This is a genomic window from Anaerococcus lactolyticus S7-1-13, from assembly GCF_000758765.1.
GTDB classification, from domain to species: Bacteria; Bacillota; Clostridia; order Tissierellales; family Peptoniphilaceae; genus Anaerococcus; species Anaerococcus lactolyticus.
In genome coordinates this window covers 1-20,919 of the sequence record NZ_JRMW01000029.1, presented here as the reverse complement: position 1 = coordinate 20,919, position 20,919 = coordinate 1, and the positions used below count along the sequence as shown (strand labels likewise).

Here is a 20,919-nt window from a genome sequence, read left to right as displayed (position 1 = left end):
CTACTCCTTACAAATTTCTATAGACTTAGATGCACCAATCCTTGATGCTCCAGCTTCAATCATGGCTAGGGCCTCATCTCTTGTGTGGATGCCACCACTTGCCTTGACCTTTGCCCTATCACCAACAGTTTCTGCCATTAATTTCACATCGGCCAAAGTCGCCCCACCGGTAGAAAAACCTGTAGAAGTCTTTACAAAATCAGCTCCTGCATTTACAGACAATTCGCAGGCCTTGATTTTTTCTTCATCTGTTAAAAGACAAGTTTCTATAATTACCTTTAGGACCTTGTTGCCAATAGCTTTTTTTATCTCTCGGATTTCATCTTCTACATAGGCATAGTCCTTGTCCTTAAGCCTAGCAACATTAATTACCATGTCAATTTCGCTAGCTCCATCTTCGATGGCTTTCTTCGCTTCAAAAACCTTGGCTTCCTTGGCCATAGCTCCTAGGGGAAAACCGACAACTGCAGCAATTTTTACGTCTTTATTATAGGCTTTGATTATCGCTACATTGGCTGAATTTACACAAACTGAATAAAAATCATTTGCGACAGCCTCATCTACAAGAGCTCTTATATCATCTTTCTTGGCATCAGCCTTTAGGTTGGTGTGGTCTATATATTGGTTAAGCTTCATTTTCTTCCTTCTTTTCGTATTCTATTAGGGCAAGTGTCAAGTCATCATCCATAGCCTGCCAGTTGTAGGATGTGACCTTCTCATGTACATATGCTAAATTGCAAGATTCTGAGAAAGTATCCTTGAGCCTCTCAAGGCCAAACTCATTGCCCTCTTCATTTTTCGCCTCAATCGCCCCATCTGTATAAAATAAAATCTTATCTCCTGGGTGCAAGTTTAGTTTTTTTTCTATATATTCATCAGGTTCGATTATATTTGAAATCATCCTCCCAGTCACTAGAAGGTATTCAGCTTCGTTTTTTTCCTTAGAAAAAATTAGGGGCGGACAATTGTGGCCTGCATTTGAAAAGGCAAGACTATTATCCCTAAAGTCAAAAATCCCCAACCAAGCTGTAAAATATTGACTCGAATCTATGTGGAGTCTGGTAAATTTTTTTCTTAAGTTTAGGAAGACCTGACTTGGGGTAAAGTCTGGGTGCTTATCGAAAATCGCACTCATGGTCACTTTCAAAAACATAGTCATAATCGAAGCCTTGACACCATGGCCCATCACATCTGCTATATAAAAAGCTGTCCTATTTTCATCAATCCTTATCAAATCATAAATGTCACCAGACACATCATCGGCAGGGTTATATATACCGGAAAGATTTATTTTGCCATAGGTTCCATTTTTGGGAAGGATTGAAGATTGGATACGCCTTACAAAGCGTATATCATCAAGCATGGCCTTGTTGGCGTTATAAAGGTCGATTTTAAGGATAGATTCGCTTGTAATATCCCTATAAACCTCGATAGTGCCTGTGAAGGTGTCACCCAAATATATTGGGCTTGACTTAATCGAATAATATTTGCCATCAATGAGTTTTTCCTCAATCATGGTAGTGTCTGTGGCGATAGAATTAGAATTGGAAATTATAAGGTCGATATTTTCATCAAGATAGACTTTAAGTTTAGGGCTTTTCTTAAGGGCGTCTTTAAGGGCATCATTAATAAAGGCAACTTCGCCCCTTTCATCAATAATCCTTACCCAATCGTCCATGGAATTTAGGATGAAAAAATTGATATTTCGATTTTCATTTTCTAGTAAATTTTTATCCATGGCTGCCCCTTTCCTGTACTATTATAACTATATTCTATTAGATATATTCTGCAATTAAGTTAATTCTAGAGAAAAAGACTAGCAACCGGTGTAATCCACCAGCAACTAGTCCTCATTCTTATAGGTTTGATCCCAATTCATTCAAATTTTTTTCTATAAGACTTATATTTGTTTTTAATTCTTTTATTAATTTTACAAGTTCAATTTTTTCTTTTTCGCCCATATTATGATTTTTTTGCAAAAATTCTGCTAAGGCTATGATTTTTTTAATTCTATTTATCTCAAATCTCAATTTTTGGTAAGAATTTGCACCTATTTTTTCTAATTTAAGACTTGAAAGTTTTTCAAGATAGACCCTGGCTATAGACAAGGTTTTATTGGACCTGATTAGGGCTGTTTTAAATTCTTCATAAGAATTTTTTTGGTTGATATTATCATATATCCTATCAAACTCAGTCCTTAATAGATCAATCACGCTCTCTTCTGACCTGTCTGTATCTTCTCCATGAGTGTAATTATTTGTTTGCTTGCTCACCTTTGGATTTTCTAAGTCTTGGATTTTGCCTTTAATTTCTTTTATCCTTTGTTCAAGCTTCCTTATTTCATCTTCGATTTTTTTGACCTTTGACAACTCAGCAGATTCATCCAATTCTTTTATTTGCTCATTTATCTTCTCAATTTCTTGCTTATCTTTTTCAATCTGAGCTTTTGCTTTTTCTAAATCAGCTAGGTCTATGTCCCCAAGCTTATCTTTCTTTGCCTTCAGTTCCTTGTCTTTTTCAGCCAAGTCTTCAATGATAGCTAGCTTTTTATCTAAGAATGCTCTAGCTTCATTCATTTTGTTTTCTAACTCTTTTGTAAGCTGGTCTTCCTGGTTAGAGCTTTTTTTATTTTCTATAAATTGTTTCAATTCCCTAGCAATTTCCAAAGAATTTTGTTTCTTGTCATAATCTTCTTGTTCATTAGACTGTTCTTTATAAAGCTTATCAAGCTCGGCAGCCTTCTTGCCTAGGTCATCTTGCACTAATTTTAGTAAATTTTCAGCTTCTTTTGCTATATCATCGTATGTTTCTTTTTCTTTTGCAATAAAATCTTCATTAGCCCTTACAAAGGCATCAGTTTTTTCGGTCAATTTTTCTTCTAAGAATTTTGCGGCAGCCTTTGCCTTAGCTATAACTCTTTTCTTTTCTGTTTCTTGAAGAAGTAGGTGCTGGTAGTCTGCAAGACCTTCTTCTGTTTTTTTCTTAGCCTCGCCAAGCTTTTTTGCTGCTTCTTCGATTTCTGCTCTTTTTTGTTCAGCAAAATCATCCAAATTACCTATATTTTTTTCTTCATAATCTTTTTGGATATTAAGGGCTTGCTTGTGTTTTTCATAGGCTTTAAACTTTTCATCCCTAACTTTTTGTTCATTTTTAATATTATCACCAATACTTTTTAGGGAATTATTATAGCCATTAACCTCTCCTTTAAGGTTTTTAAGCTCGTCATCAATTTTTTCGTAAGTTTTTTCCTGATTTTTCTTAAAATCTTGGTAGTCCTGACTTTTTATCTTTTCTGCATTGCTCTTATCTTTTTCATAGCTATCGAAAAAGTCTTTAATACCATCTTTTTTGTTTGTAAGCTCATTTTGCTTTTCTATCTTCTCTTTCAAACCATTTTGGAGTTGAGCTTCTGTCTTTTTATTTTGAGTAAGGAGGTCATCAGCTACCTCATATTGTTTTCTAAGTTTCTCACCCTCATCTTCTTTCACAAATTTTTTATCTTCTGACTTGTTTTGTGCATTCTCGAAAGCTTTTTTTGCTTGATCATATTTTTCTTTGGCAAGGTCTGCCTCATTTTCCGCAGCCTTCATTTTTTGACCCAAGCTCTCAATTTCTTTATCTACCTTTTTAAGCTCACCTTCCTTATCAAGGATTTTTTGGTTTTCCTTAATATTCTCTTCTGCTTTTTTAAGCTTGTTATTTAAGGCTTCCTTCTCTTCCGCTTTTTCTTCGCCATCTTTTTTCGCTTGACCTAAATCCTCTTCTAGCTTTGCCTTTTCATCTTGGGCAGTTTTTAAACTTTCCTTAGCTTGGTCTAAGTCTGACTTTGCTTTTTCGTCAAGATTTTTAACCTCATCTGCCCTTACTGTTTCGATCCCACCTAAAAACGGCAGGACTGATGCCATTACTAAACTTGTAAATATTATTCTTTTCTTCATTTTTATCTCCTAAAATTTTATATTCCTATAATAAAATATTGCTTGTTAAATATATGTTAAGGAGATAATATTTTTTATTTATTTCTATAGCCATTGATACAAAGACATTTCCAACAAATAAATCGCAACCCTTATGGTTGTGGTAAAATAAAATAAAGCTAAAAATTTCCAAAGAAAAAACACCCCATAAGGGGTGTCCTTTATTTAAATTATAATCTAAATAAATCTATAAGCCCACAGCCGCGAATTTTGGGCTTTTATTTATTATACTAGTTCGATGATTGCGCGTTCTGATCCGTCGCCTCTTCTTGGTCCTAGTTTTAATACTCTTGTGTATCCACCATTTCTGTCTTCGTATTCTGGTGCGATTTCAGAAAATAGCTTTTGTACAAGTTTTGGCTCATATAGATAGCTTGCTGCTTGTCTTCTTGTGTGAAGTGTGTTTCTCTTTCCTAGAGTGATCATTTTATCTGCCATTTTTTGTGTTTCTTTAGCTCTTGTTAGGGTAGTTTCAATTCTACCATGTTCAAGTAGTGAACCCACTAGGTTTCTAAGCATAGCATTTCTATGGTCTGTTCTTCTACCAAGTTTTCTTTTGCCTGCCATATTTCCTCCTATTCATCTTTTAGAGTAAATCCAAGGTCATGGATTTTGTCTATTACTTCTGTTAGTGATTTTTTACCAAAGTTTTTGATTATCTTTAGTTCTGCTTCTGGAACTTTTATAATGTCTGCCACTGTGTTGAAGCCAGCTCTTTTTAGACAGTTAAATGATCTTAATGATAGGTCTAGCTCTTCGATTGTTCTTTCTAGATCTTCATTCACATCATCAGCTGCTAATTCTTCTGTAGTTTCGATTTCTTCTGGTGGGAATTTCTTATCTGGAAGTTCCTTGAAGAAAGCAAATTTGTTCATTAGGATTGATGATCCTTCTGCTAGGGCTTCTTGTGGAGTTACTGTTCCATTTGTCCATACTTCTATAATTAGCTTATCAAAGTCTGTTGATTCTCCTACCCTAGTATTTTCTACTGTGTAGTTTACTTTTTCTACTGGGGTGAAGGATGAATCTATAGCGATAGTTCCTATAGGATCTTTGTCATCTTTATTGTCATCAGATATCCTATAACCATTTCCATTTGTAACGTCCATTGCAATTAGTAATTTGCTTTTGTCATTTACTGTTGCTATATAATGGTCTGGATTGGCTATTTCAACTAAGGCATCTTCTTTTATGTCTTTTGCTGTTACTATCTTTGGTCCTTCTATTTCTAGAAATAAGGTTACATCTTCGTCTGAATGTTTTTTTACATTTAGACCTTTGATATTTAAGATTATTTCTGGAACGTCTTCAACTACTCCATCAATTATTGAAAATTCATGAAGTACTCCATCGATTAGTATTTTTGAGACGCTAGAACCAGGTAAGGATGATAAGAGCACCCTTCTCATGCTGTTTCCAATGGTTGTACCATATCCTCGCTCAAGTGGATATAGGGCGAATTTGCCGTAATGGTCTTCTTCGTTTATATCCAAGATTTCTATATTAGTTTCTATTTTATCGATCATGGTAGCTCCTTAGTTCTAACTATTTTTTAATCCTACTTAGAGTAGAACTCTACTATCATACGTTCTTCAACTGGAATGTCGATTTCTTCTCTTGTTGGGAACTTTTCTACTTTTACTTTTAGGTTTTCTATATCACTATTTAACCATTCAACTACACCAAATGCAGCATTTACTTCTTTGATTGTTTTAAATAGTGTGCTTGTTTTAGATTTTTCTCTAACTTCGATTACATCGCCTTCTTCTATTAGGTATGATGGGATGTCTACTTGCTTACCATTTACTAATAAGTGACCGTGAGTTACGATTTGTCTTGCTTCTCTTCTTGTTCTTGCAAGGCCTGATCTAAAAGCTACGTTATCTAGTCTTCTTTCACAAAGGATGATAAGTTGTTCACCTGTTTGACCCTTCATTCTGCTGGCTTTGTCGTAGTAACCTCTAAATTGTTTTTCACTTACTCCGTAGATGAATTTTGCTTTTTGTTTTTCTCTTTGTTGCATACCATATTCAGATAGTTTGCTTCTTCTTTTTGGAAGAGCTCTATTTGAAGAACCTGCATATCCTAGGTAGGCTGGAGAAATTCCTAAAGCTCTCGCTCTTTTGTATACTGGATCTTTGCTTACTGCCATAATATCTCCTTATTAAACTCTTCTTCTCTTTGGTGGTCTACAACCGTTGTGTGGGATTGGTGTTACGTCTTTAATCATTGTAACTTCAAGTCCAGCTGCTTGTAGACTTCTGATTGCTGCTTCTCTTCCTGAACCAGGTCCTTTTACATAAACTTCTACAGTTTTTAGGCCTTGGTCTATAGCAATTTTAGCTGCTGTTTCTGCTGCTTCACCTGCTGCGAATGGAGTAGATTTCCTACTTCCTCTAAAGCCTAGTTGTCCTGCGCTTGCCCAAGAGAGTGCGTTACCTTGCATATCAGTAAGTGTTACCATTGTATTATTGAATGTTGATGAAATGTGAGCTTGGCCACGTTCAACATTCTTTTTAACTCTTCTTCTACCTTTAGTAGATTTTTTTCCTTTTGGAGCCATCTATTAACCCTTTCTGCTTTTTCTTGTTCTTGCGTTGTTCTTTGTGTTTTGACCTCTTACAGGTAGACCATTTTTGTGTCTTAGTCCTCTATAAGAACCATTTTCCCTAAGTGCCTTGATGTTAAGACTTGTTTCTCTTCTTAGGTCACCTTCGATTGTGTAGTGATCTAATTGTTCACGAATCTTACCAAGTTCATCTTCTGTAAGGTCTTTCATCTTTGTGTCAGGATTGATTCCTGTATTTTTCAAAATTTCGTTAGCAGTTGCTCTTCCTACGCCATAAATATATGTTAGTCCAATTTCTGCTCTTTTTTCTCTAGGTAAATCTATACCAGCTATTCTTGGCATTAAAACCTCCTAACCTTGTCTTTGTTTGTGTTTTGGATTTTCGCAGATTACCATAACTTTACCGTTTCTTTTGATAATCTTGCACTTATCACACATTTTTTTAACTGATGCTCTAACTTTCATGTTTGCTCCTAACTTAATTTATATCTTATCTTTAGATTTAACTTTTTTTATTAAAGTTAATGTCCTGTGCCTTAGGTATTACTTCTTTCTCCAAGTAATTCTACCTTGGCTAAGATCGTAAGGAGATAACTCTACAGTTACTGTATCTCCTTCTAATATTCTAATGCTGTTCATACGAAGCTTGCCTGATATGTGAGCTTGTACTTCATGTCCGTTGTCTAGCCTTACCATAAATATTGCATTTGGCATAGCTTCTACAACTTCTCCTGTAACTTCTATAGCATCTTTCTTTGACATTGATAGAACCTCCTTTATAAATTTTCTAAAATGTCTATTGAACGCTTTTACTTAATCAACGACTTTGATCTAGAAATCTTTGTAAGATTCTATCACATCTAATTTTTTCTTAGCATAAATTAGTTTACTTTCCTAATTTATCGTTAAATTCGTTAAAAACTTCTTCTGGAGTTTTAGCGCCATCTATTTTAATTAACTTGCCTGCCTTTTTATAGTAGTCTATAAGTGGGCTTGTGAAGTCATTATATACTGAAATACGATTTTTAACTGTCTCTTCGTTGTCGTCATTTCTTTGGATAAGTTCTCCCCCACACTTGTCACAAACACCTTCTTTGGAAGGTTTGCTGTTTGTTATGTGGTAGGTTGCTCCACAGTCTGGACAAACTCTTCTGCCAGTTATTCTTTCAATAAGGATGTTATCTGCTACATCAAAATAAACTACCTTACCTACTTCAGTGTTTCTTTCAGCCATTCCCTTATCTAGAGCCTTGGCTTGGTCGAGGTTTCTTGGGAATCCATCGAATAATACTATTCTTTCTTCCCTATCTTCGACCTTATCAAAGGCATCCCATACTAAATCAATTGTTAATTCATCTGGTACAAGATCTCCTCTGTCCATATAAGATTTTGCTTTCATTCCCAGTTCAGTTTTATTTGAGATATTGTATCTGAATATGTCACCTGTTGCTATCTGAACTGCGCCTAATCTGTCTATTATTTTACTTGATAGCGTACCCTTACCAGCTCCTGGAGGGCCTAACAAAATTATATTCATCTCTTACCTGTTTAAAAATCCTTTATATTGCTTCATAGTCATCATTGCTTCGATTTGTTTTACAGTTTCTATAATTACACCTACAACGATGATCACTGATGATCCACCGAATGATATTTCAAGTCCTAAAAGCCTGCTTGCTATAGCTGGTACTATTGTTAGTAGGGCTAAGCAAATTGAGCCTATAAAGGTAATTCTTGTTGATACGGTTGCTAGGAAATCACTGGTTGGTTTGCCTGGTCTGATGCCTGGTACAAAACCACCATTTTGTTGTAATTGTTTTGCATATTCAACAGTGTTAAATTGAATTTGATTGTAGAAGTATGCAAATATTAATATTAGCGCACTTTGTATAGTTAAGTATACTGCAAATCCAAATGCTGTTTTGTTGAAAAATGCTGTCAATCCACTTTGACCACCACCACCGAAGAATAGTGATACGGTAGATGGGATGGCAAGTACTGCAGAAGCGAAGATGATTGGCATTACGTTACCCATGTTTACCTTTACAGGTATGTGAGTTGATTGACCACCGTACATCTTGCGTCCTACTACTCTCTTCGCATATTGGATTGGTATTCTTCTTTCACCTTCAGATATCAATACTACTGCTATGACTATAAAGACAATTAATATTACCATGATAGCTATAGCAAGAACGCTTGTAGTATTATAGTGAAGGCCTTCTTTCCATCTAGATATAGTTCTTGGGAAGGATGCGATAATACCCATGAAGATTAGTAAGCTTGTACCGTTGCCAAGCCCCTTTTCTGTCATAGTTTCGCCCATCCATGTTACAAACATTGTGCCACCGATTAGGACAACATTCATTACTATCTTTTGGAATCCTGTTGCACTTGATAGGGCAGCTCCATATAAACCATTTGTGATTGCTATAGCTTGGAATATCGCAAGTGCTATAGTTACATATCTGGTATATTTTTGGATGGTTTTTCTTCCCTGCTCACCCTCACGGGTTAATTCTTCAAGCCTTGGTATTACAACGGTTAAAAGCTGCATTACAATTGACGCTGTAATGTAAGGTTGAACACCTAGGGCAAATATTGAAAGAGTTGATAGTCCACCACCTGTTAACATGTTTAGATAGTCAACTAGGGTTCCTTCAATATTAGAATAAGCATTTGCTAAGGCCTTTGTATCGATAAAAGGTATTGGAATATTATTTCCAAGCCTATATATTACAAGCATCATAAGGGTGAAATAGAATTTTTTTCTGATTTCTTCTTCCTTCGCTGCTCTTTTTATTATATCTAACATAGCTACTTCTTTCTATTAAGCTTTTTTAGATGGTTTTACCCACTTTTTAACTTCGATAGTTTCTACACTTCCACCTGCTTTTTCAATTTTTTCTACAGCAGATTTTGTGAATTTATGAGCTTTTATTGTTAGTTTCTTTTCTAGTTCGCCGTCGCCTAGGATCTTAACTCCAGCTTTAGCTTTGTTTTTATTTAGAAGTTTTGTTTCAAATAATAATTCTGGTGTAACTTCTGTACCATCTTCAAAGACGTTTAGGCTTTCAACATTGATTGTTTCGTAAATCTTTCTGTTGATGTTTTTGAAACCTCTTTTTGGTAGAAGTCTGAATAAAGGCATTTGACCACCTTCGAAACCTGGTCTTACTCCACCACCACTTCTTGAGTTTTGTCCGTCTTGTCCACGACCAGATCTTTTACCTAGTCCTGAACCAGCTCCTCTTCCTTTACGTTTCTTATCTTTTAATTTAACGTTTGGTTGTAAATCATGTAATTTCATTTTACACCTCAGTCTATTTTCTTAACTTCAACCATGTGTCTGATTTTGTGAACCATACCCTTGGTTGCGTCATTATTTTCTTTAACAACTGATTGACCGATTTTTCTAAGGCCAAGCGCTTTTGCTGTTGCGATCTGTCCATCTTTTTTACCGATAAAAGATCTTTTAAGTGTGATTTGAATTTTTTCCATCATGCTCTCCTTAATAGTCGAATTCTTCTACCGATATACCACGAAGTCTTGCAACTTCTTCTACAGTCTTCATGTTGTAAAATGCATTGATACATGCGTTTATGATATTTCTTGGGTTTGATGTGCCAAGGTTCTTTGCTTTGATATCTTTGTATCCAGCAAGTTCGCAAATAGCACGTACTGGACCACCTGCGATGATTCCTGTACCTTCTACTGCTGGCATTAATAATACCCTACCTGCACCTTCAGCTCCTTGAATTCTGTGTGGAATTGTTGTTCCTACTAATGGAACTTGTATCATATGCTTTTTAGCATTTTCTGTAGCTTTTCTGATTGCTTCTGGTACTTCTGTAGCCTTACCTGTTCCAACACCTACAACACCATTTGAGTTTCCAACAACTACTAGGGCTGTAAATCTAATGTTACGTCCACCTTTAACAGTTTTAGCAACTCTGTTGATACTTACTACTCTATCTTCGAGGTTTAGTTTTTCTACTTCACTTTTTAATAAATATTTCATTTTACCAACCTCCTAAAACTTAAGACCAGCTTCTCTTGCTGCTTCTGCTAGTGCTTTGACTTTTCCGTGATATAAATAACCATTTCTATCAAATACAACTTCTTTTATGCCAGCTTCTAGAGCGCGCTTTCCGATTGCAGCACCAACTTTTTTAGCTGTTTCAACGTTAGCGTGTTCACTTTCTGCTACATCTTTTTGTAAGCTGTTAGCACTTGCTAGTGTTACGCCGTTTACATCATCAATTAGTTGTGCATAGATGTTTGTGTTTGATTTATATACTGAAAGTCTTGGTCTTTGAGGAGTTCCTGATATCTTCGCTCTAACTCTTTTTTTACGAGTTATAAGTCTATCGTTTTTATTCTTTTTAGCCATTTATATCTCCTACTTACCTGTCTTACCAACTTTACGTCTTACATGCTCATCAGCGTATCTAACACCCTTGCCCTTGTATGGTTCAGGTTTTCTCTTAGCCCTAATGTTTGCTGCATGTTGACCTACTAGTTGTTTATTGAATCCCTTAACAATAATAGTTCTATCATTTGGTACTTCAGTTTCGATTCCTTCAGGATCTGGCATTGTAATTTGGTGAGAATATCCTAAATTTAATACTAGGTTGTTACCTTGTTTAGCTGCTCTGTATCCTGTTCCTTCGATTTGAAGTGTCTTTGCGTATCCTTCTGATACACCAACTACCATGTTGTGTAGTAAAGATCTATATAGACCATGGTCGATATTTTCTTGTTTTGTATAGTTTTCAGGAATTGTTAAATGAAGTTCGTTTTCTATTTGCTCTAGTTTAACTCTATCGCTAATTGTTAAGCTATCTTCACCTAACTTTCCTTTTACTGTTACATTTAGACCATTTATAGTAACTTCTACTCCAGAAGGTATTACGATTGGTTGTTTACCTATTCTTGACATATATTACTCCTTACCATACGTAACAAATAACTTCGCCGCCTACGTTTTCTTTTCTAGCAGCACGGTCAGTCATAAGTCCTTTTGATGTCGAAATAATTGCTGTTCCAAGACCATCTAGTACCTTTGGAACCTCATTTGCTTTTACATAAACTCTAAGACCTGGTTTAGAAATTCTTCTTAGGCCTGAGATTACTCTTTCGCCATTTTCTGTATATTTTAAATCTATTGTAAGAATACCTTGTTTGTTGTCTTCTTCTACGTTAAACCCTGTTATAAAGCCTTCATCAAGCAGTATTTGGGCAATAGCTTTTTTCTCATTAGAAGATGGTAATGTAATCTTTTTATGATTAGCTTTGTTACCATTTCTGATTCTTGTTAGCATATCCGCTATTGGATCTGTCATCATAATTATCTTTCCCCCTTAATTACCAGCTTGCTTTTCTTACTCCTGGTATTTGTCCATTATTTGCAAGTTCTCTAAAGCAAATACGGCAAATTCCATATTTTCTTAAGTAGCCGTGTGGTCTTCCACAAAGTTTACATCTTGTATATTCTCTTGTAGAGAATCTTTGTTTTCTTTGTTGTTTAGCTATAAGTGACTTTTTAGCCATTTTTGCTCCTTCTATTTCTTAAATGGCATTCCCATTAAATCTAAGAATGCTTTTGCTTCTTCATCAGTTTTAGCAGTAGTTACGATTGTAATATCCATTCCGTGAATGAAATCTACATCATCATACTTTATTTCAGGGAAGATCAATTGTTCTTTGATACCTAGTGAATAGTTTCCACGGCCATCAAAAGAATTTGAGTTGATACCTCTAAAGTCTCTAACTCTTGGAAGGGAGATTGAGATTAACTTATCTAGGAAGTCATACATCTTATCTCTTCTAAGTGTTACTTTTGTACCAACTGCTTGACCAGCTCTTAATTTAAAGTTTGCTACTGATTTTTTAGCTTTGATTTCGATTGGTTGTTGACCTGTTATTAGGCTAAGTTCTCTCTTAGCTGTGTTTAGTAGGTTTTGGTTGTCTTTTGCTTCTCCAAGTCCGATGTTTATTACTATTTTGTCAAGTCTTGGAACTTGCATAACATTTTTATAACCGAACTGTTCGATAAGTTTGCCAACAACTTCGTTTTGATATTTTTCTTTAAGTCTCTGTGTCATAGTATCTCCTATCAACTAGTCGAATTTTTCGTCAGTCTTTTTTGATTTACGAACTTTTTTACCATTTTCGTAAACAATACCTGTACGAACACCTTTTTTAAGTTCTTCTGAATATAGAAGTACATTTGAGGCATCAATTGGACCATTTTGTTCAAGTCTTCCACTCTCGCCGCCCATTGTTGTTGCCTTTTGGTGTTTTATTTGCACGTTGGCACCTTCAACTATTACTCTATTTGTCTTTGGGAAAGCTTTTAATACTTCTCCTACATGTCCTTTATATTCACCTGATATTATTTGGACTTTATCGCCTTTTTTTATATGCATTTTATCCCCCTATAATACTTCCGGTGCTAGTGAGATAATTCTCATGAAACCTTCAGATCTAAGCTCTCTTGTTACTGGGCCAAAGATTCTTGTTCCTACTGGTGTTTGGTCGTCTTTGATGATTACTGCTGCGTTATCGTCAAATCTAATAACTGAACCATCAAGTCTCTTTAGGCCTCTTTTTGTTCTAACAATAACAGCCTTTACTACTTGACCTTTTTTTACCGCTCCGCCGGGTGTTGCACTTTTTACTGAACAAACAACTACATCACCAATATTGGCATATCTTCTTCTAGTTCCTCCAAGAACTTTGATTACTAAAAGTTCTCTTGCGCCGGAGTTATCTGCTACTCTCATACGAGTTTCTTGTTGTATCATAATAATCTCCTTATTAATTAAACAATTTCTGCCGCTTGGCTAATGCGTACTAGTCTCCATCTTTTTGTCTTAGATAGGGCTCTTGTTTCCATTATTACTACTTTATCGCCAACTTTAGCTTCATTTTTCTCATCATGAGCTTTGTATTTTTTACTTCTTACTATTTTCTTTTTGTACACTGGGTGGCTTATAATGTCTTCGCAAAGAACTGTTATAGTCTTATCCATTGCGTCAGATACTACCACTCCTTGGCGCACGTTTCTTCTATTTCTTTCCATTGAGATTAAGCCTCCTTGCCCGCTTCAATCTTTCTTTCTGTTTGGATAGTCTTAACTCTAGCTATATCTTTCTTAACAGTTCCTATAGCTGCTGGGTTTTCTAACTGACCTGTGGCAAGCCTAAAACGAAGATTGAAAAGCTCATTTTGTAAATCAAATAGTTGTTTATCTAGATCTTTGTCTGATAAATTTCTAATTTCTGCTATTTTCATCCTTATTCCTCCGAACCTGTTACTTCAAGTCTTTGGATGAATTTTGTCTTGATTGGAAGTTTTTGTGCAGCAAGTCTCATTGCTTCTTTTGCTACCTCTTCACTAACACCACTCATCTCAAATAGTACTCTACCTGGTTTGATTACGGCTACCCAGTATTCTGGTGCACCTTTACCAGAACCCATTCTTACCTCTGCAGGCTTCTTAGATACTGGTTTGTCTGGAAATACTTTTATCCAAATATTTCCGCCTCTTTTTATATATCTTGTCATCGCACGACGGGCAGCCTCGATTTGGTTTGCTGTCATCCAGCAAGCTTCTAGAGCTTGTAAACCAAACTCACCGTATGCAAGTTGGTTACCTCTATTAGCATTACCCTTCATTCTGCCTCTATGTTGTCTACGATATTTTACTCTTTTAGGCATTAACATAAATAATACTCTCCTGATTCTTTAAGACTAATTTTGTCCCTTATTATTTCTGTTTGGACGTCTATTATTTCTCTTTTTTCTTCTGTTGTTTTGAACAGGTGCAAGTTTTGGTTCTCTTTCAGCTTTTTCTCCTGGAAGAACTTCGCCTTTGTAGATCCAAACTTTACAACCGATTTTACCATATTCTGTGTCTGCTTCAGCAAAACCGTAGTCAATATTTGCTCTTAGTGTTTGAAGTGGAATTGTACCTTCTGAGTAACCTTCACTTCTTGCCATGTCTGCTCCACCAAGTCTGCCTGAAACCATAGTTTTAATACCTTTAGCTCCAGCTCTCATTGTTCTTTGGATTGATTGTTTCATGGCACGTCTAAATGCGATTCTGTTTTCTAGTTGGTTAGCTATATTTTCAGCTACTAATTGAGCAGATAGGTCTTGGTATTTGATTTCTTCAACATTGATGATAACTCTTTTGCCTGGAGCAAGTCTCTCGATTTTTGCTTTAAGTTCTTCAACTCCAGCGCCACCTCTACCAATTACCATTCCTGGTTTGCCAGTAAAGACTGTTACCTTAAGGTTGTTTACTGCTCTTTCAATTTCTATATCTGCTATTCCTGCTTCAAAAGCATATTTTTTGATAAATTCTCTTATCTTTACGTCTTCTACAAGAAGGTCAGAAAAGTCTTTTTTATCAGCGAACCATTTGGAATCCCAATCTTTGATTACGCCTACTCTATATCCTTTAGGGTTTACTTTTTGTCCCATATTAATCCTACCTTTCCTCTATATCCGCTAACTCTACGCCGATATGACTTGATCTTTTTAATATAGGGTATGCAGCACCCTTAGCTTTAGGTCTGTATCTTTTCATAGTTGGTGCATCATTTGCATATGCTTTTTCTACGTATAGATTTTCTCTATCAAGTCCGTTGTTGTTTTCAGCGTTGGCAATGGCACTTTTTAGTACTTCTTCAAGAAGTCTTGCACCTTTTTTGTTAGTAAATTTCAAAATGTTTAGTGCTTCATCTACTTGTTTGCCACGAATTTCTCTTGCTATATAGTTAACTTTTAGAGGAGATATTCTTTGATATTTAGCTATTGCTTGTACTTTCATTTATCTCTCCTAACGCATTTTGCTTTTCATTTCAGTTGCCTTTTTAGCGTGGCCTCTGAATGTTCTTGTTGGCACAAATTCGCCAAGTTTATGACCTACCATATCTTCTGTGATATAGATTGGAACGTGTTTTCTTCCGTCATGAACTGCAATTGTGTGTTCTACAAATTCAGGGAATATTGTAGAACGTCTTGACCATGTTCTAATTACTTTCTTTTCATTTTTTTCATTTAATTCGTCTATTTTTTTCATTAAATGATCATCGACAAATGGTCCCTTTTTAAGTGATCTAGCCATTATATCCCCCTATTTTTCGTTTCTTCTTCTTACGATGTATGCAGAAGATTGTTTCTTCTTATTTCTTGTCTTAACACCGATAGCTTTTTTGCCCCATGGTGTCATTGGTGCTGGTCTACCGATTGGTGTTCTACCTTCACCACCACCATGTGGATGGTCTACTGGGTTCATTACAGATCCTCTTACGTGAGGTCTTCTGCCTTTATATCTTGACTTACCTGCTTTACCTACTCTTAGTAGTTCGTGTTCAGAGTTTCCTACAATACCTACTGTAGCTTTGCAGTTTAAGTGTACCATTCTCATTTCGCCACTTGGTAGTCTTAGTGTTGCAAATCCGCCTTCTTTAGCCATAAGTTGTGCGCCAACGCCTGCACTTCTTACAAGGATTGCTCCTCTTTTTGCCTTAAGTTCGATTGCGTGTACTGTTGTACCTACTGGGATGTCTTTTAGTTCAAGTGCGTTACCTGGTTTGATATCAGCGTGTTCACCTGATTCGATTACGTCTCCTACTTTTAGTCCTTTTGGAGCTAGGATATATCTTTTTTCACCGTCAGCATATGCTACTAGTGCGATATATGCGCTTCTGTTTGGATCGTATTCGATTGTTTGTACTCTTGCTGGGATATTGTCCTTATCTCTTTTAAAGTCGATAATTCTGTATCTTCTCTTAACTCCGCCGCCACGGAATCTTACTGTTGTTCTACCTGTATTGTTTCTACCAGCCTTGCTTTTAAGGTCTGTAGTTAGTGCCTTGTATGGCTTTGCTGTAGTAACTTCTTCAAAGGTACTTACTGACATATTTCTATGTCCGTTTGATGTTGGTTTTAATTTTCTAATAGCCATCTAAGTCCTCCTTATAGTCCGTCGAAGTATTCAATAGCTTGGCTATCTTCTGTTAGTTCAACGATAGCTTTTTTCCAGTCAGCTCTTTTACCATAACCATATCTAGTTCTTACTTTTTTACCTTTATAGTTCATGGTTCTTACTGATTTAACTTTTACGCCTTCAAAAATTGCTTCTACAGCTTTTTTGATTTCTGGCTTGTTTGCGTTTTTGTCTACTTCAAAAGTATATTTGTGTTCATCAAGCATTTCCATGCTTTTTTCTGTTATTATTGGTCTTTTGATTATTTGATAAGGTGCTTTCATTAGATAAATACCTCCTGAAGTTTAGCAATAGCATCTTTTGTTATTACTAACTTGTCATGTCTTACTAAGTCATAAACATTGATTAATCTAGCTTCAGCTACTTCAACACCTTCGATGTTTCTAAATGATCTATATACTAATTCGTCTTTTTCAGCTGTTACTACATATGCTTTTCTGTCAGCATTTAGTGCAACTAGAGCAGCCTTTGCTTCCTTTGTCTTAGCATTTTCTAGAGCTAGGCTATCTACTACTATTAATTCATTGTCATTAAGTTTAGATGTAAGTACTGAATAAAGTGCTTTTCTTCTTAATTTCTTAGCTAGTCTGTAGCTGTAGTCTCTTGGCTTTGGTGCAAATACAACGCCACCGCCTGTGTAGTGTGGAGCTCTTATAGAACCTTGACGAGCACGTCCTGTTCCTTTTTGTCTGAATGGCTTTCTTCCACCACCACGTACTTCAGCACGAGTTTTAGCTGATTGTGTACCTTGTCTTTTATTTGCTAGTTGGTTTTTGATAACTTCGTAAACTGCGTGTTCGCTTACTTTTGTAGCGAAGATTGTTTCGTTTAGTTCAAGTTCGCCAACATTTTCTCCCTTAATATTTAAAATATTTACTTTAGGCATTTTATCCTCCTTAAGCTAGGCTTTTAACAGCTTGTTTAACTTCAACAAGTCCACCCTTAGGTCCTGGTACTCCGCCTTTTACTAAGATGTAGCTATCTTCTGCGTTAACTTTAACAACCTTAACGTTTTGGATAGTTACACGTTCGTGTCCCATTTTTCCTGAACCTTTTCTACCCTTGAATACTCTAGATGGGTCAGAACCTGCTGCTCTAGCACCTGCTACTCTGTGAGATTTAGAACCGTGGCTTGCTGGACCTCTTCCGTAGTTCCATCTTTTGATAGCACCTTGAGTTCCCTTACCCTTTGAAATAGCAACTACATCTACTAGTTCGCCTTCTTCAAAGATGTCAACTGTGATCTTATCTCCAGCTTTTAATTCTGTTACTTCTTCACCAAGATTGATTTCTTTTAGGTATCTCTTGTATGAAGCGCCCGCCTTGTCATAATGACCTCTGATTGGCTTTTTAACGTTCTTTTCCTTCTTGTCAACTGTTCCTACTTGGATAGCATTGTATCCATCAACGTCTGTAGTTTTAACTTGTACTACCACGTTCTCGTCAGCTTTTAGAACAGTAACAGGAGTAATAACTCCGTCTTCGTCGATGACTTGAGTCATGCCTACTTTTGTTGTAAATATACTCTTCATGAGTCCTCCTTAATTACAGCGGATTGATCAATCTAATTAATTCTTATTAACCTTTAATAGTCAATCATCCTAATTACAGTTATAGTTTAATCTCTATATCAACACCAGCTGGAAGATTTAACTTCTTAAGTGCGTCTAATGTCTTAGCATTAGGACCGATGATGTCGATAAGTCTTTTGTGAGTTCTTTGTTCAAACTGTTCTCTGGAATCTTTGTACTTGTGAACCGCTCTAAGAATAGTAATTCTTTCGATTTCTGTTGGTAATGGAATTGGTCCACTTACTTCTGCTCCGCTTCTTTTTACCGCTTCTACGATTTTCTCTGCTGAGCTATCGATAACTTCGTGATCGTAAGCTCTAAGTCTGATTCTTATCTTTTGTTGATTAGCCATTTTCCTCTCTCTTTCTTTTACGCCCGTCCGGGCGTTTGATTATTTTTGGAAACCGCTTAGGATCATTCCTAAGCTCGCTCTGTCAGAGTTTCCTTATGCATTGGCCTATACATAAGCAACATCTAACTTCAAAGCACTTATATATAATACGACAATTAAGCGTATTTCGCAAGTTTTTTTCTAGATTTTACTCTTCTTTTTATTTCTTAATAAAAATTTATAAGCCTAGTAAAAAACTCTGCTAGTAAATATACCAGCTAGGTTTTACTTTTCAAGTTTATATAAAAATATTTTAATTTTTTATTCCCTTCTTTATATATTGGCTTAATACGCTTGTATTGTAAATGTCTTAATATTGCCAATACATTTTTTCTATGTTAAGATTTAATTAACTTACATAAGGAGGTAATCATGCAAAACAAATTATTGCTACTACTTTTGAGCGCTTCTATTTTAACCGCTTGTCAAAATGACATTGCCCGTAAAAAAGAAGAAGTTAAAAGCGAAGAAAAGTCAAAAGATACTTCCGAACAATAAGAGAAGACAACTGACATCGCCTATAAAGAAGGCCAATATAAAGCTGTTGCCCAAGGTGTTGACGGTGATGTTGAAGTCATAGTTAAGCTTGGCAAGGACAAGATAGAATCCGTTGAAATTGGCGAAGAAAATGAAACAAGTGGTATTTGCGAAGCTGTTTATAATACCATCCCTCAAGCTATAGTTGATAACCAATCTTTAGCAATCGATAATGTTTCTGGTGCGACAATCACATCTGCTGCTGTAAAAGCTGCCGCAGCCAAGGCCATCGAAGAAGGATCGTCAAAGGAAGTTGTTGAAGCCCTTAAAAAAGCCCTAGTTCCTGTCAATGTAAAAGATGAAGAATTTGACTACGATATTGTTGTAGCAGGTGGCGGTTTTAGTGGAATTGTATCTGCTTACAGGGCTGCTAGTAATGGTGCAAAAGTTGCCCTTATTGAAAAGAACGGCCTCCTAGGAGGTACATCTATCACAGCAAGTGGTAACATGCTTGCCGCTCCAACAGAAGATGACAAGAAAAAAATGAAAACAGGCTGGCTGAACAGGTCTTGGTCCCAAGACCTAAACCCTATCGATATGGAAATGCTAGATGCCCTTATCGATGTTTCACCAAAATTAATGCAAGTTTATGATGAAATCGGCGTTGATTACAGAACTGAACCAAGCGAAAAAGATGGGTCTATCACTGTAAAAATTAACCCAAATGTAAAATCTAAGAAAAACGCTGAAGCAATCACCATCCCATCTAAAAAAGCAAATGCCAAGGGTGGGCCAAGCCTAATCGCAACCTTTGTTAAAAAATTAGAGGATTTGGGAGTTGATATTTACCTAAATACTCCAGCAACAGAATTGATAAATGATGACGAAATAATAATAGGAGTAATTTCAGATTCTAAGACTGGCAAGAAAACCTTCCACGCTGGTGCAGTAGTCCTTGCTACAGGAGACTATGCTAGAAATCGTGATATGGATAAGGAATACAACAAGAGGGGTGCTGGAGAATATTCTGCATCTGCTATAGGCAACACTGGAGATGGCCACAAGCTCGCCCTAAAAGCTGGTGGTGTGATGAATCCATTCCAAGAATCTATGTCAGGTGTATTTAATGCCAACCCACACGACTACCCAATGGTAGGTGACCCTACAAATGGTTATCCATTTGAAGCTATCCTCCTAAATATGGAAGGAAAAAGGGTATTTAAAGAAGACGGTGGATCCCACCCACAAAAATTTAAATTCGTAAGAGAAGACGGGCTAAATACTGCTTGGGCAATCATGGATAGCGAAATTGCTCCAAAGCTTCCTCACTTAGAAGAATACCTAGAAAAAACTGCCAACAAGGATAAGATTATTAGAGTTTATAAGGCAGATACTATAGAAGAATTAGCTAAGTTTATGGAACTTGAGCCTGAAGTAGTCAAGAAAGAAGTAGATAGGTACAACGAGCTGGCTAGGGCTGGTGAAGATACAGACTTCGGCAAAGACCCTAAATTCCTCAAAGAATTTAAGGCAGAAGGTCCTTACTACGCAGCCTTGATGTATGATGCAACCCGTGGTGTTTTCGGCGGAATTAAAACCTCTCCAAGGGCAGAAGTTGTTGACAAAGATGGCCATGCAATCCCTGGCCTTTATGCATCAGGAGTAATCTCATCAGGTCAATTCTTTGGAGACTTCTACCCAGGCAGACAAGCTATAGGTGTAGCTGGCTACATGGGTTATATAGCAGGTGAAAACGCAAGCGCCTTTGCAGATGAAAGTGTAGCAAATGACTATGCAGATAAAAACGATAAAAAATAAATAAAACTCTAAAATAAAATGTAAATGGGGCTGTTGCATAAGTCCCAACATAGAAAAAAGACGAGGAAACTAAACATCCTCGTCTTTTTCTGA

At 36.3% G+C, this 20,919-nt stretch carries 35 protein-coding genes; 2 read left to right on the top strand and 33 right to left on the bottom strand.

Annotated elements, in window-relative coordinates:
- The 33 genes from deoC to rpsJ form a co-directional block, all read right to left on the bottom strand.
- Positions 1–636, bottom strand: coding sequence for a deoxyribose-phosphate aldolase (gene deoC / locus HMPREF1630_RS03695; protein ID WP_037327143.1), 636 nt, complete (start codon positions 634–636; stop codon positions 1–3).
- Positions 626–1,738, bottom strand: coding sequence for a PP2C family protein-serine/threonine phosphatase (locus HMPREF1630_RS03690; protein WP_004826870.1), 1,113 nt, complete (start codon positions 1,736–1,738; stop codon positions 626–628). Before HMPREF1630_RS03690 ends, deoC begins: the two co-directional genes overlap by 11 nt.
- 118 nt (positions 1,739–1,856) lie before the next feature.
- Positions 1,857–3,938 carry a hypothetical protein gene (locus tag HMPREF1630_RS03685; RefSeq protein WP_037327141.1) on the bottom strand — a complete coding sequence of 694 codons (2,082 nt, stop codon included), beginning with the start codon at positions 3,936–3,938 and terminating at the stop codon, positions 1,857–1,859.
- 264 nt (positions 3,939–4,202) lie between these two features.
- Positions 4,203–4,544 carry a 50S ribosomal protein L17 gene (gene rplQ, locus HMPREF1630_RS03680; protein ID WP_004826873.1) on the bottom strand — a complete coding sequence of 114 codons (342 nt, stop codon included), beginning with the start codon at positions 4,542–4,544 and terminating at the stop codon, positions 4,203–4,205.
- A gap of 8 nt (positions 4,545–4,552) precedes the next feature.
- On the bottom strand, positions 4,553–5,503 hold the full coding sequence (locus tag HMPREF1630_RS03675; protein WP_037327138.1) for a DNA-directed RNA polymerase subunit alpha: 951 nt from the start codon (positions 5,501–5,503) through the stop codon (positions 4,553–4,555).
- Positions 5,504–5,535: 32 nt separating this feature from the next.
- Positions 5,536–6,129 carry a 30S ribosomal protein S4 gene (gene rpsD, locus HMPREF1630_RS03670; protein WP_037327134.1) on the bottom strand — a complete coding sequence of 198 codons (594 nt, stop codon included), beginning with the start codon at positions 6,127–6,129 and terminating at the stop codon, positions 5,536–5,538.
- A 12-nt stretch (positions 6,130–6,141) separates the two neighbouring features.
- Entirely contained in the window at positions 6,142–6,540 is a 399-nt protein-coding gene (rpsK, locus tag HMPREF1630_RS03665; protein ID WP_004826876.1) for a 30S ribosomal protein S11, read from the bottom strand.
- A gap of 3 nt (positions 6,541–6,543) precedes the next feature.
- The gene (gene rpsM, locus HMPREF1630_RS03660) at positions 6,544–6,888 is read right to left on the bottom strand and encodes a 30S ribosomal protein S13 (protein ID WP_004826877.1); all 345 of its coding nucleotides are present in this window, start codon (positions 6,886–6,888) and stop codon (positions 6,544–6,546) included.
- 9 nt (positions 6,889–6,897) lie between these two features.
- Positions 6,898–7,011, bottom strand: a complete 114-nt coding sequence (gene rpmJ, locus HMPREF1630_RS03655) for a 50S ribosomal protein L36 (RefSeq protein ID WP_004818043.1) — start codon at positions 7,009–7,011, stop codon at positions 6,898–6,900.
- Between the two features lie 78 nt (positions 7,012–7,089).
- A complete protein-coding gene (infA, locus tag HMPREF1630_RS03650; protein ID WP_004826878.1) occupies positions 7,090–7,308 on the bottom strand; it encodes a translation initiation factor IF-1 in 219 nt (72 codons plus the stop codon).
- Between the two features lie 124 nt (positions 7,309–7,432).
- Positions 7,433–8,083: an adenylate kinase gene (locus HMPREF1630_RS03645; RefSeq protein WP_004826879.1), complete on the bottom strand. Its 651-nt coding sequence runs from the start codon at positions 8,081–8,083 to the stop codon at positions 7,433–7,435.
- A gap of 3 nt (positions 8,084–8,086) precedes the next feature.
- The gene (gene secY, locus HMPREF1630_RS03640; RefSeq protein WP_004826880.1) at positions 8,087–9,361 is read right to left on the bottom strand and encodes a preprotein translocase subunit SecY; all 1,275 of its coding nucleotides are present in this window, start codon (positions 9,359–9,361) and stop codon (positions 8,087–8,089) included.
- Between the two features lie 15 nt (positions 9,362–9,376).
- Positions 9,377–9,856, bottom strand: coding sequence for a 50S ribosomal protein L15 (gene rplO, locus HMPREF1630_RS03635; protein WP_004826881.1), 480 nt, complete (start codon positions 9,854–9,856; stop codon positions 9,377–9,379).
- Between the two features lie 8 nt (positions 9,857–9,864).
- Positions 9,865–10,047 (bottom strand): 50S ribosomal protein L30, encoded by a 183-nt coding sequence (gene rpmD, locus HMPREF1630_RS03630; RefSeq protein ID WP_037327128.1) that lies wholly within the window; start codon positions 10,045–10,047, stop codon positions 9,865–9,867.
- A gap of 10 nt (positions 10,048–10,057) precedes the next feature.
- Positions 10,058–10,567, bottom strand: a complete 510-nt coding sequence (gene rpsE, locus HMPREF1630_RS03625) for a 30S ribosomal protein S5 (RefSeq protein ID WP_004826883.1) — start codon at positions 10,565–10,567, stop codon at positions 10,058–10,060.
- A 12-nt stretch (positions 10,568–10,579) separates the two neighbouring features.
- Positions 10,580–10,939, bottom strand: coding sequence for a 50S ribosomal protein L18 (gene rplR, locus HMPREF1630_RS03620; RefSeq protein WP_004826884.1), 360 nt, complete (start codon positions 10,937–10,939; stop codon positions 10,580–10,582).
- A gap of 9 nt (positions 10,940–10,948) precedes the next feature.
- Complete coding sequence (gene rplF / locus HMPREF1630_RS03615) at positions 10,949–11,488, bottom strand: 50S ribosomal protein L6 (RefSeq protein WP_037327126.1); 540 nt, start codon at positions 11,486–11,488, stop codon at positions 10,949–10,951.
- A gap of 10 nt (positions 11,489–11,498) precedes the next feature.
- Positions 11,499–11,894 carry a 30S ribosomal protein S8 gene (gene rpsH / locus HMPREF1630_RS03610; RefSeq protein WP_004826886.1) on the bottom strand — a complete coding sequence of 132 codons (396 nt, stop codon included), beginning with the start codon at positions 11,892–11,894 and terminating at the stop codon, positions 11,499–11,501.
- 19 nt (positions 11,895–11,913) lie between these two features.
- Positions 11,914–12,099, bottom strand: a complete 186-nt coding sequence (locus HMPREF1630_RS03605; protein ID WP_004826887.1) for a type Z 30S ribosomal protein S14 — start codon at positions 12,097–12,099, stop codon at positions 11,914–11,916.
- A gap of 11 nt (positions 12,100–12,110) precedes the next feature.
- Entirely contained in the window at positions 12,111–12,653 is a 543-nt protein-coding gene (gene rplE, locus HMPREF1630_RS03600) for a 50S ribosomal protein L5 (RefSeq protein WP_037327124.1), read from the bottom strand.
- Positions 12,654–12,668: 15 nt separating this feature from the next.
- On the bottom strand, positions 12,669–12,977 hold the full coding sequence (gene rplX / locus HMPREF1630_RS03595) for a 50S ribosomal protein L24 (protein ID WP_004826889.1): 309 nt from the start codon (positions 12,975–12,977) through the stop codon (positions 12,669–12,671).
- Between the two features lie 9 nt (positions 12,978–12,986).
- Complete coding sequence (gene rplN / locus HMPREF1630_RS03590) at positions 12,987–13,355, bottom strand: 50S ribosomal protein L14 (RefSeq protein ID WP_004826890.1); 369 nt, start codon at positions 13,353–13,355, stop codon at positions 12,987–12,989.
- Positions 13,356–13,372: 17 nt separating this feature from the next.
- A complete protein-coding gene (gene rpsQ, locus HMPREF1630_RS03585) occupies positions 13,373–13,633 on the bottom strand; it encodes a 30S ribosomal protein S17 (protein ID WP_004826891.1) in 261 nt (86 codons plus the stop codon).
- Positions 13,634–13,638: 5 nt separating this feature from the next.
- Positions 13,639–13,845 carry a 50S ribosomal protein L29 gene (rpmC, locus tag HMPREF1630_RS03580; protein ID WP_004826892.1) on the bottom strand — a complete coding sequence of 69 codons (207 nt, stop codon included), beginning with the start codon at positions 13,843–13,845 and terminating at the stop codon, positions 13,639–13,641.
- A gap of 2 nt (positions 13,846–13,847) precedes the next feature.
- On the bottom strand, positions 13,848–14,276 hold the full coding sequence (gene rplP / locus HMPREF1630_RS03575; protein WP_004826893.1) for a 50S ribosomal protein L16: 429 nt from the start codon (positions 14,274–14,276) through the stop codon (positions 13,848–13,850).
- A gap of 27 nt (positions 14,277–14,303) precedes the next feature.
- A complete protein-coding gene (gene rpsC / locus HMPREF1630_RS03570; RefSeq protein WP_004826894.1) occupies positions 14,304–15,038 on the bottom strand; it encodes a 30S ribosomal protein S3 in 735 nt (244 codons plus the stop codon).
- Between the two features lie 7 nt (positions 15,039–15,045).
- A complete protein-coding gene (gene rplV, locus HMPREF1630_RS03565; RefSeq protein WP_004826895.1) occupies positions 15,046–15,387 on the bottom strand; it encodes a 50S ribosomal protein L22 in 342 nt (113 codons plus the stop codon).
- Between the two features lie 9 nt (positions 15,388–15,396).
- Positions 15,397–15,684, bottom strand: coding sequence for a 30S ribosomal protein S19 (gene rpsS / locus HMPREF1630_RS03560; protein WP_004826896.1), 288 nt, complete (start codon positions 15,682–15,684; stop codon positions 15,397–15,399).
- 9 nt (positions 15,685–15,693) lie between these two features.
- Positions 15,694–16,527 carry a 50S ribosomal protein L2 gene (gene rplB / locus HMPREF1630_RS03555; RefSeq protein WP_037327122.1) on the bottom strand — a complete coding sequence of 278 codons (834 nt, stop codon included), beginning with the start codon at positions 16,525–16,527 and terminating at the stop codon, positions 15,694–15,696.
- Positions 16,528–16,538: 11 nt separating this feature from the next.
- Positions 16,539–16,832 carry a 50S ribosomal protein L23 gene (gene rplW, locus HMPREF1630_RS03550; protein WP_004826898.1) on the bottom strand — a complete coding sequence of 98 codons (294 nt, stop codon included), beginning with the start codon at positions 16,830–16,832 and terminating at the stop codon, positions 16,539–16,541.
- The gene (gene rplD, locus HMPREF1630_RS03545; protein WP_004826899.1) at positions 16,832–17,455 is read right to left on the bottom strand and encodes a 50S ribosomal protein L4; all 624 of its coding nucleotides are present in this window, start codon (positions 17,453–17,455) and stop codon (positions 16,832–16,834) included. Before rplD ends, rplW begins: the two co-directional genes overlap by 1 nt.
- A gap of 10 nt (positions 17,456–17,465) precedes the next feature.
- Positions 17,466–18,101 (bottom strand): 50S ribosomal protein L3, encoded by a 636-nt coding sequence (rplC, locus tag HMPREF1630_RS03540; protein WP_037327120.1) that lies wholly within the window; start codon positions 18,099–18,101, stop codon positions 17,466–17,468.
- Positions 18,102–18,180: 79 nt separating this feature from the next.
- Positions 18,181–18,492: a 30S ribosomal protein S10 gene (gene rpsJ / locus HMPREF1630_RS03535; RefSeq protein ID WP_004826901.1), complete on the bottom strand. Its 312-nt coding sequence runs from the start codon at positions 18,490–18,492 to the stop codon at positions 18,181–18,183.
- A gap of 411 nt (positions 18,493–18,903) precedes the next feature.
- Between rpsJ and HMPREF1630_RS09705 the strand changes: the two genes are divergently transcribed.
- Together HMPREF1630_RS09705 and HMPREF1630_RS03530 are read left to right on the top strand one after the other, a co-directional pair.
- Entirely contained in the window at positions 18,904–19,029 is a 126-nt protein-coding gene (locus HMPREF1630_RS09705) for a hypothetical protein (protein WP_269319692.1), read from the top strand.
- 15 nt (positions 19,030–19,044) lie between these two features.
- Positions 19,045–20,826 (top strand): FAD-dependent oxidoreductase, encoded by a 1,782-nt coding sequence (locus HMPREF1630_RS03530; RefSeq protein ID WP_407919089.1) that lies wholly within the window; start codon positions 19,045–19,047, stop codon positions 20,824–20,826.
- Positions 20,827–20,919 lie beyond the last annotated feature (93 nt).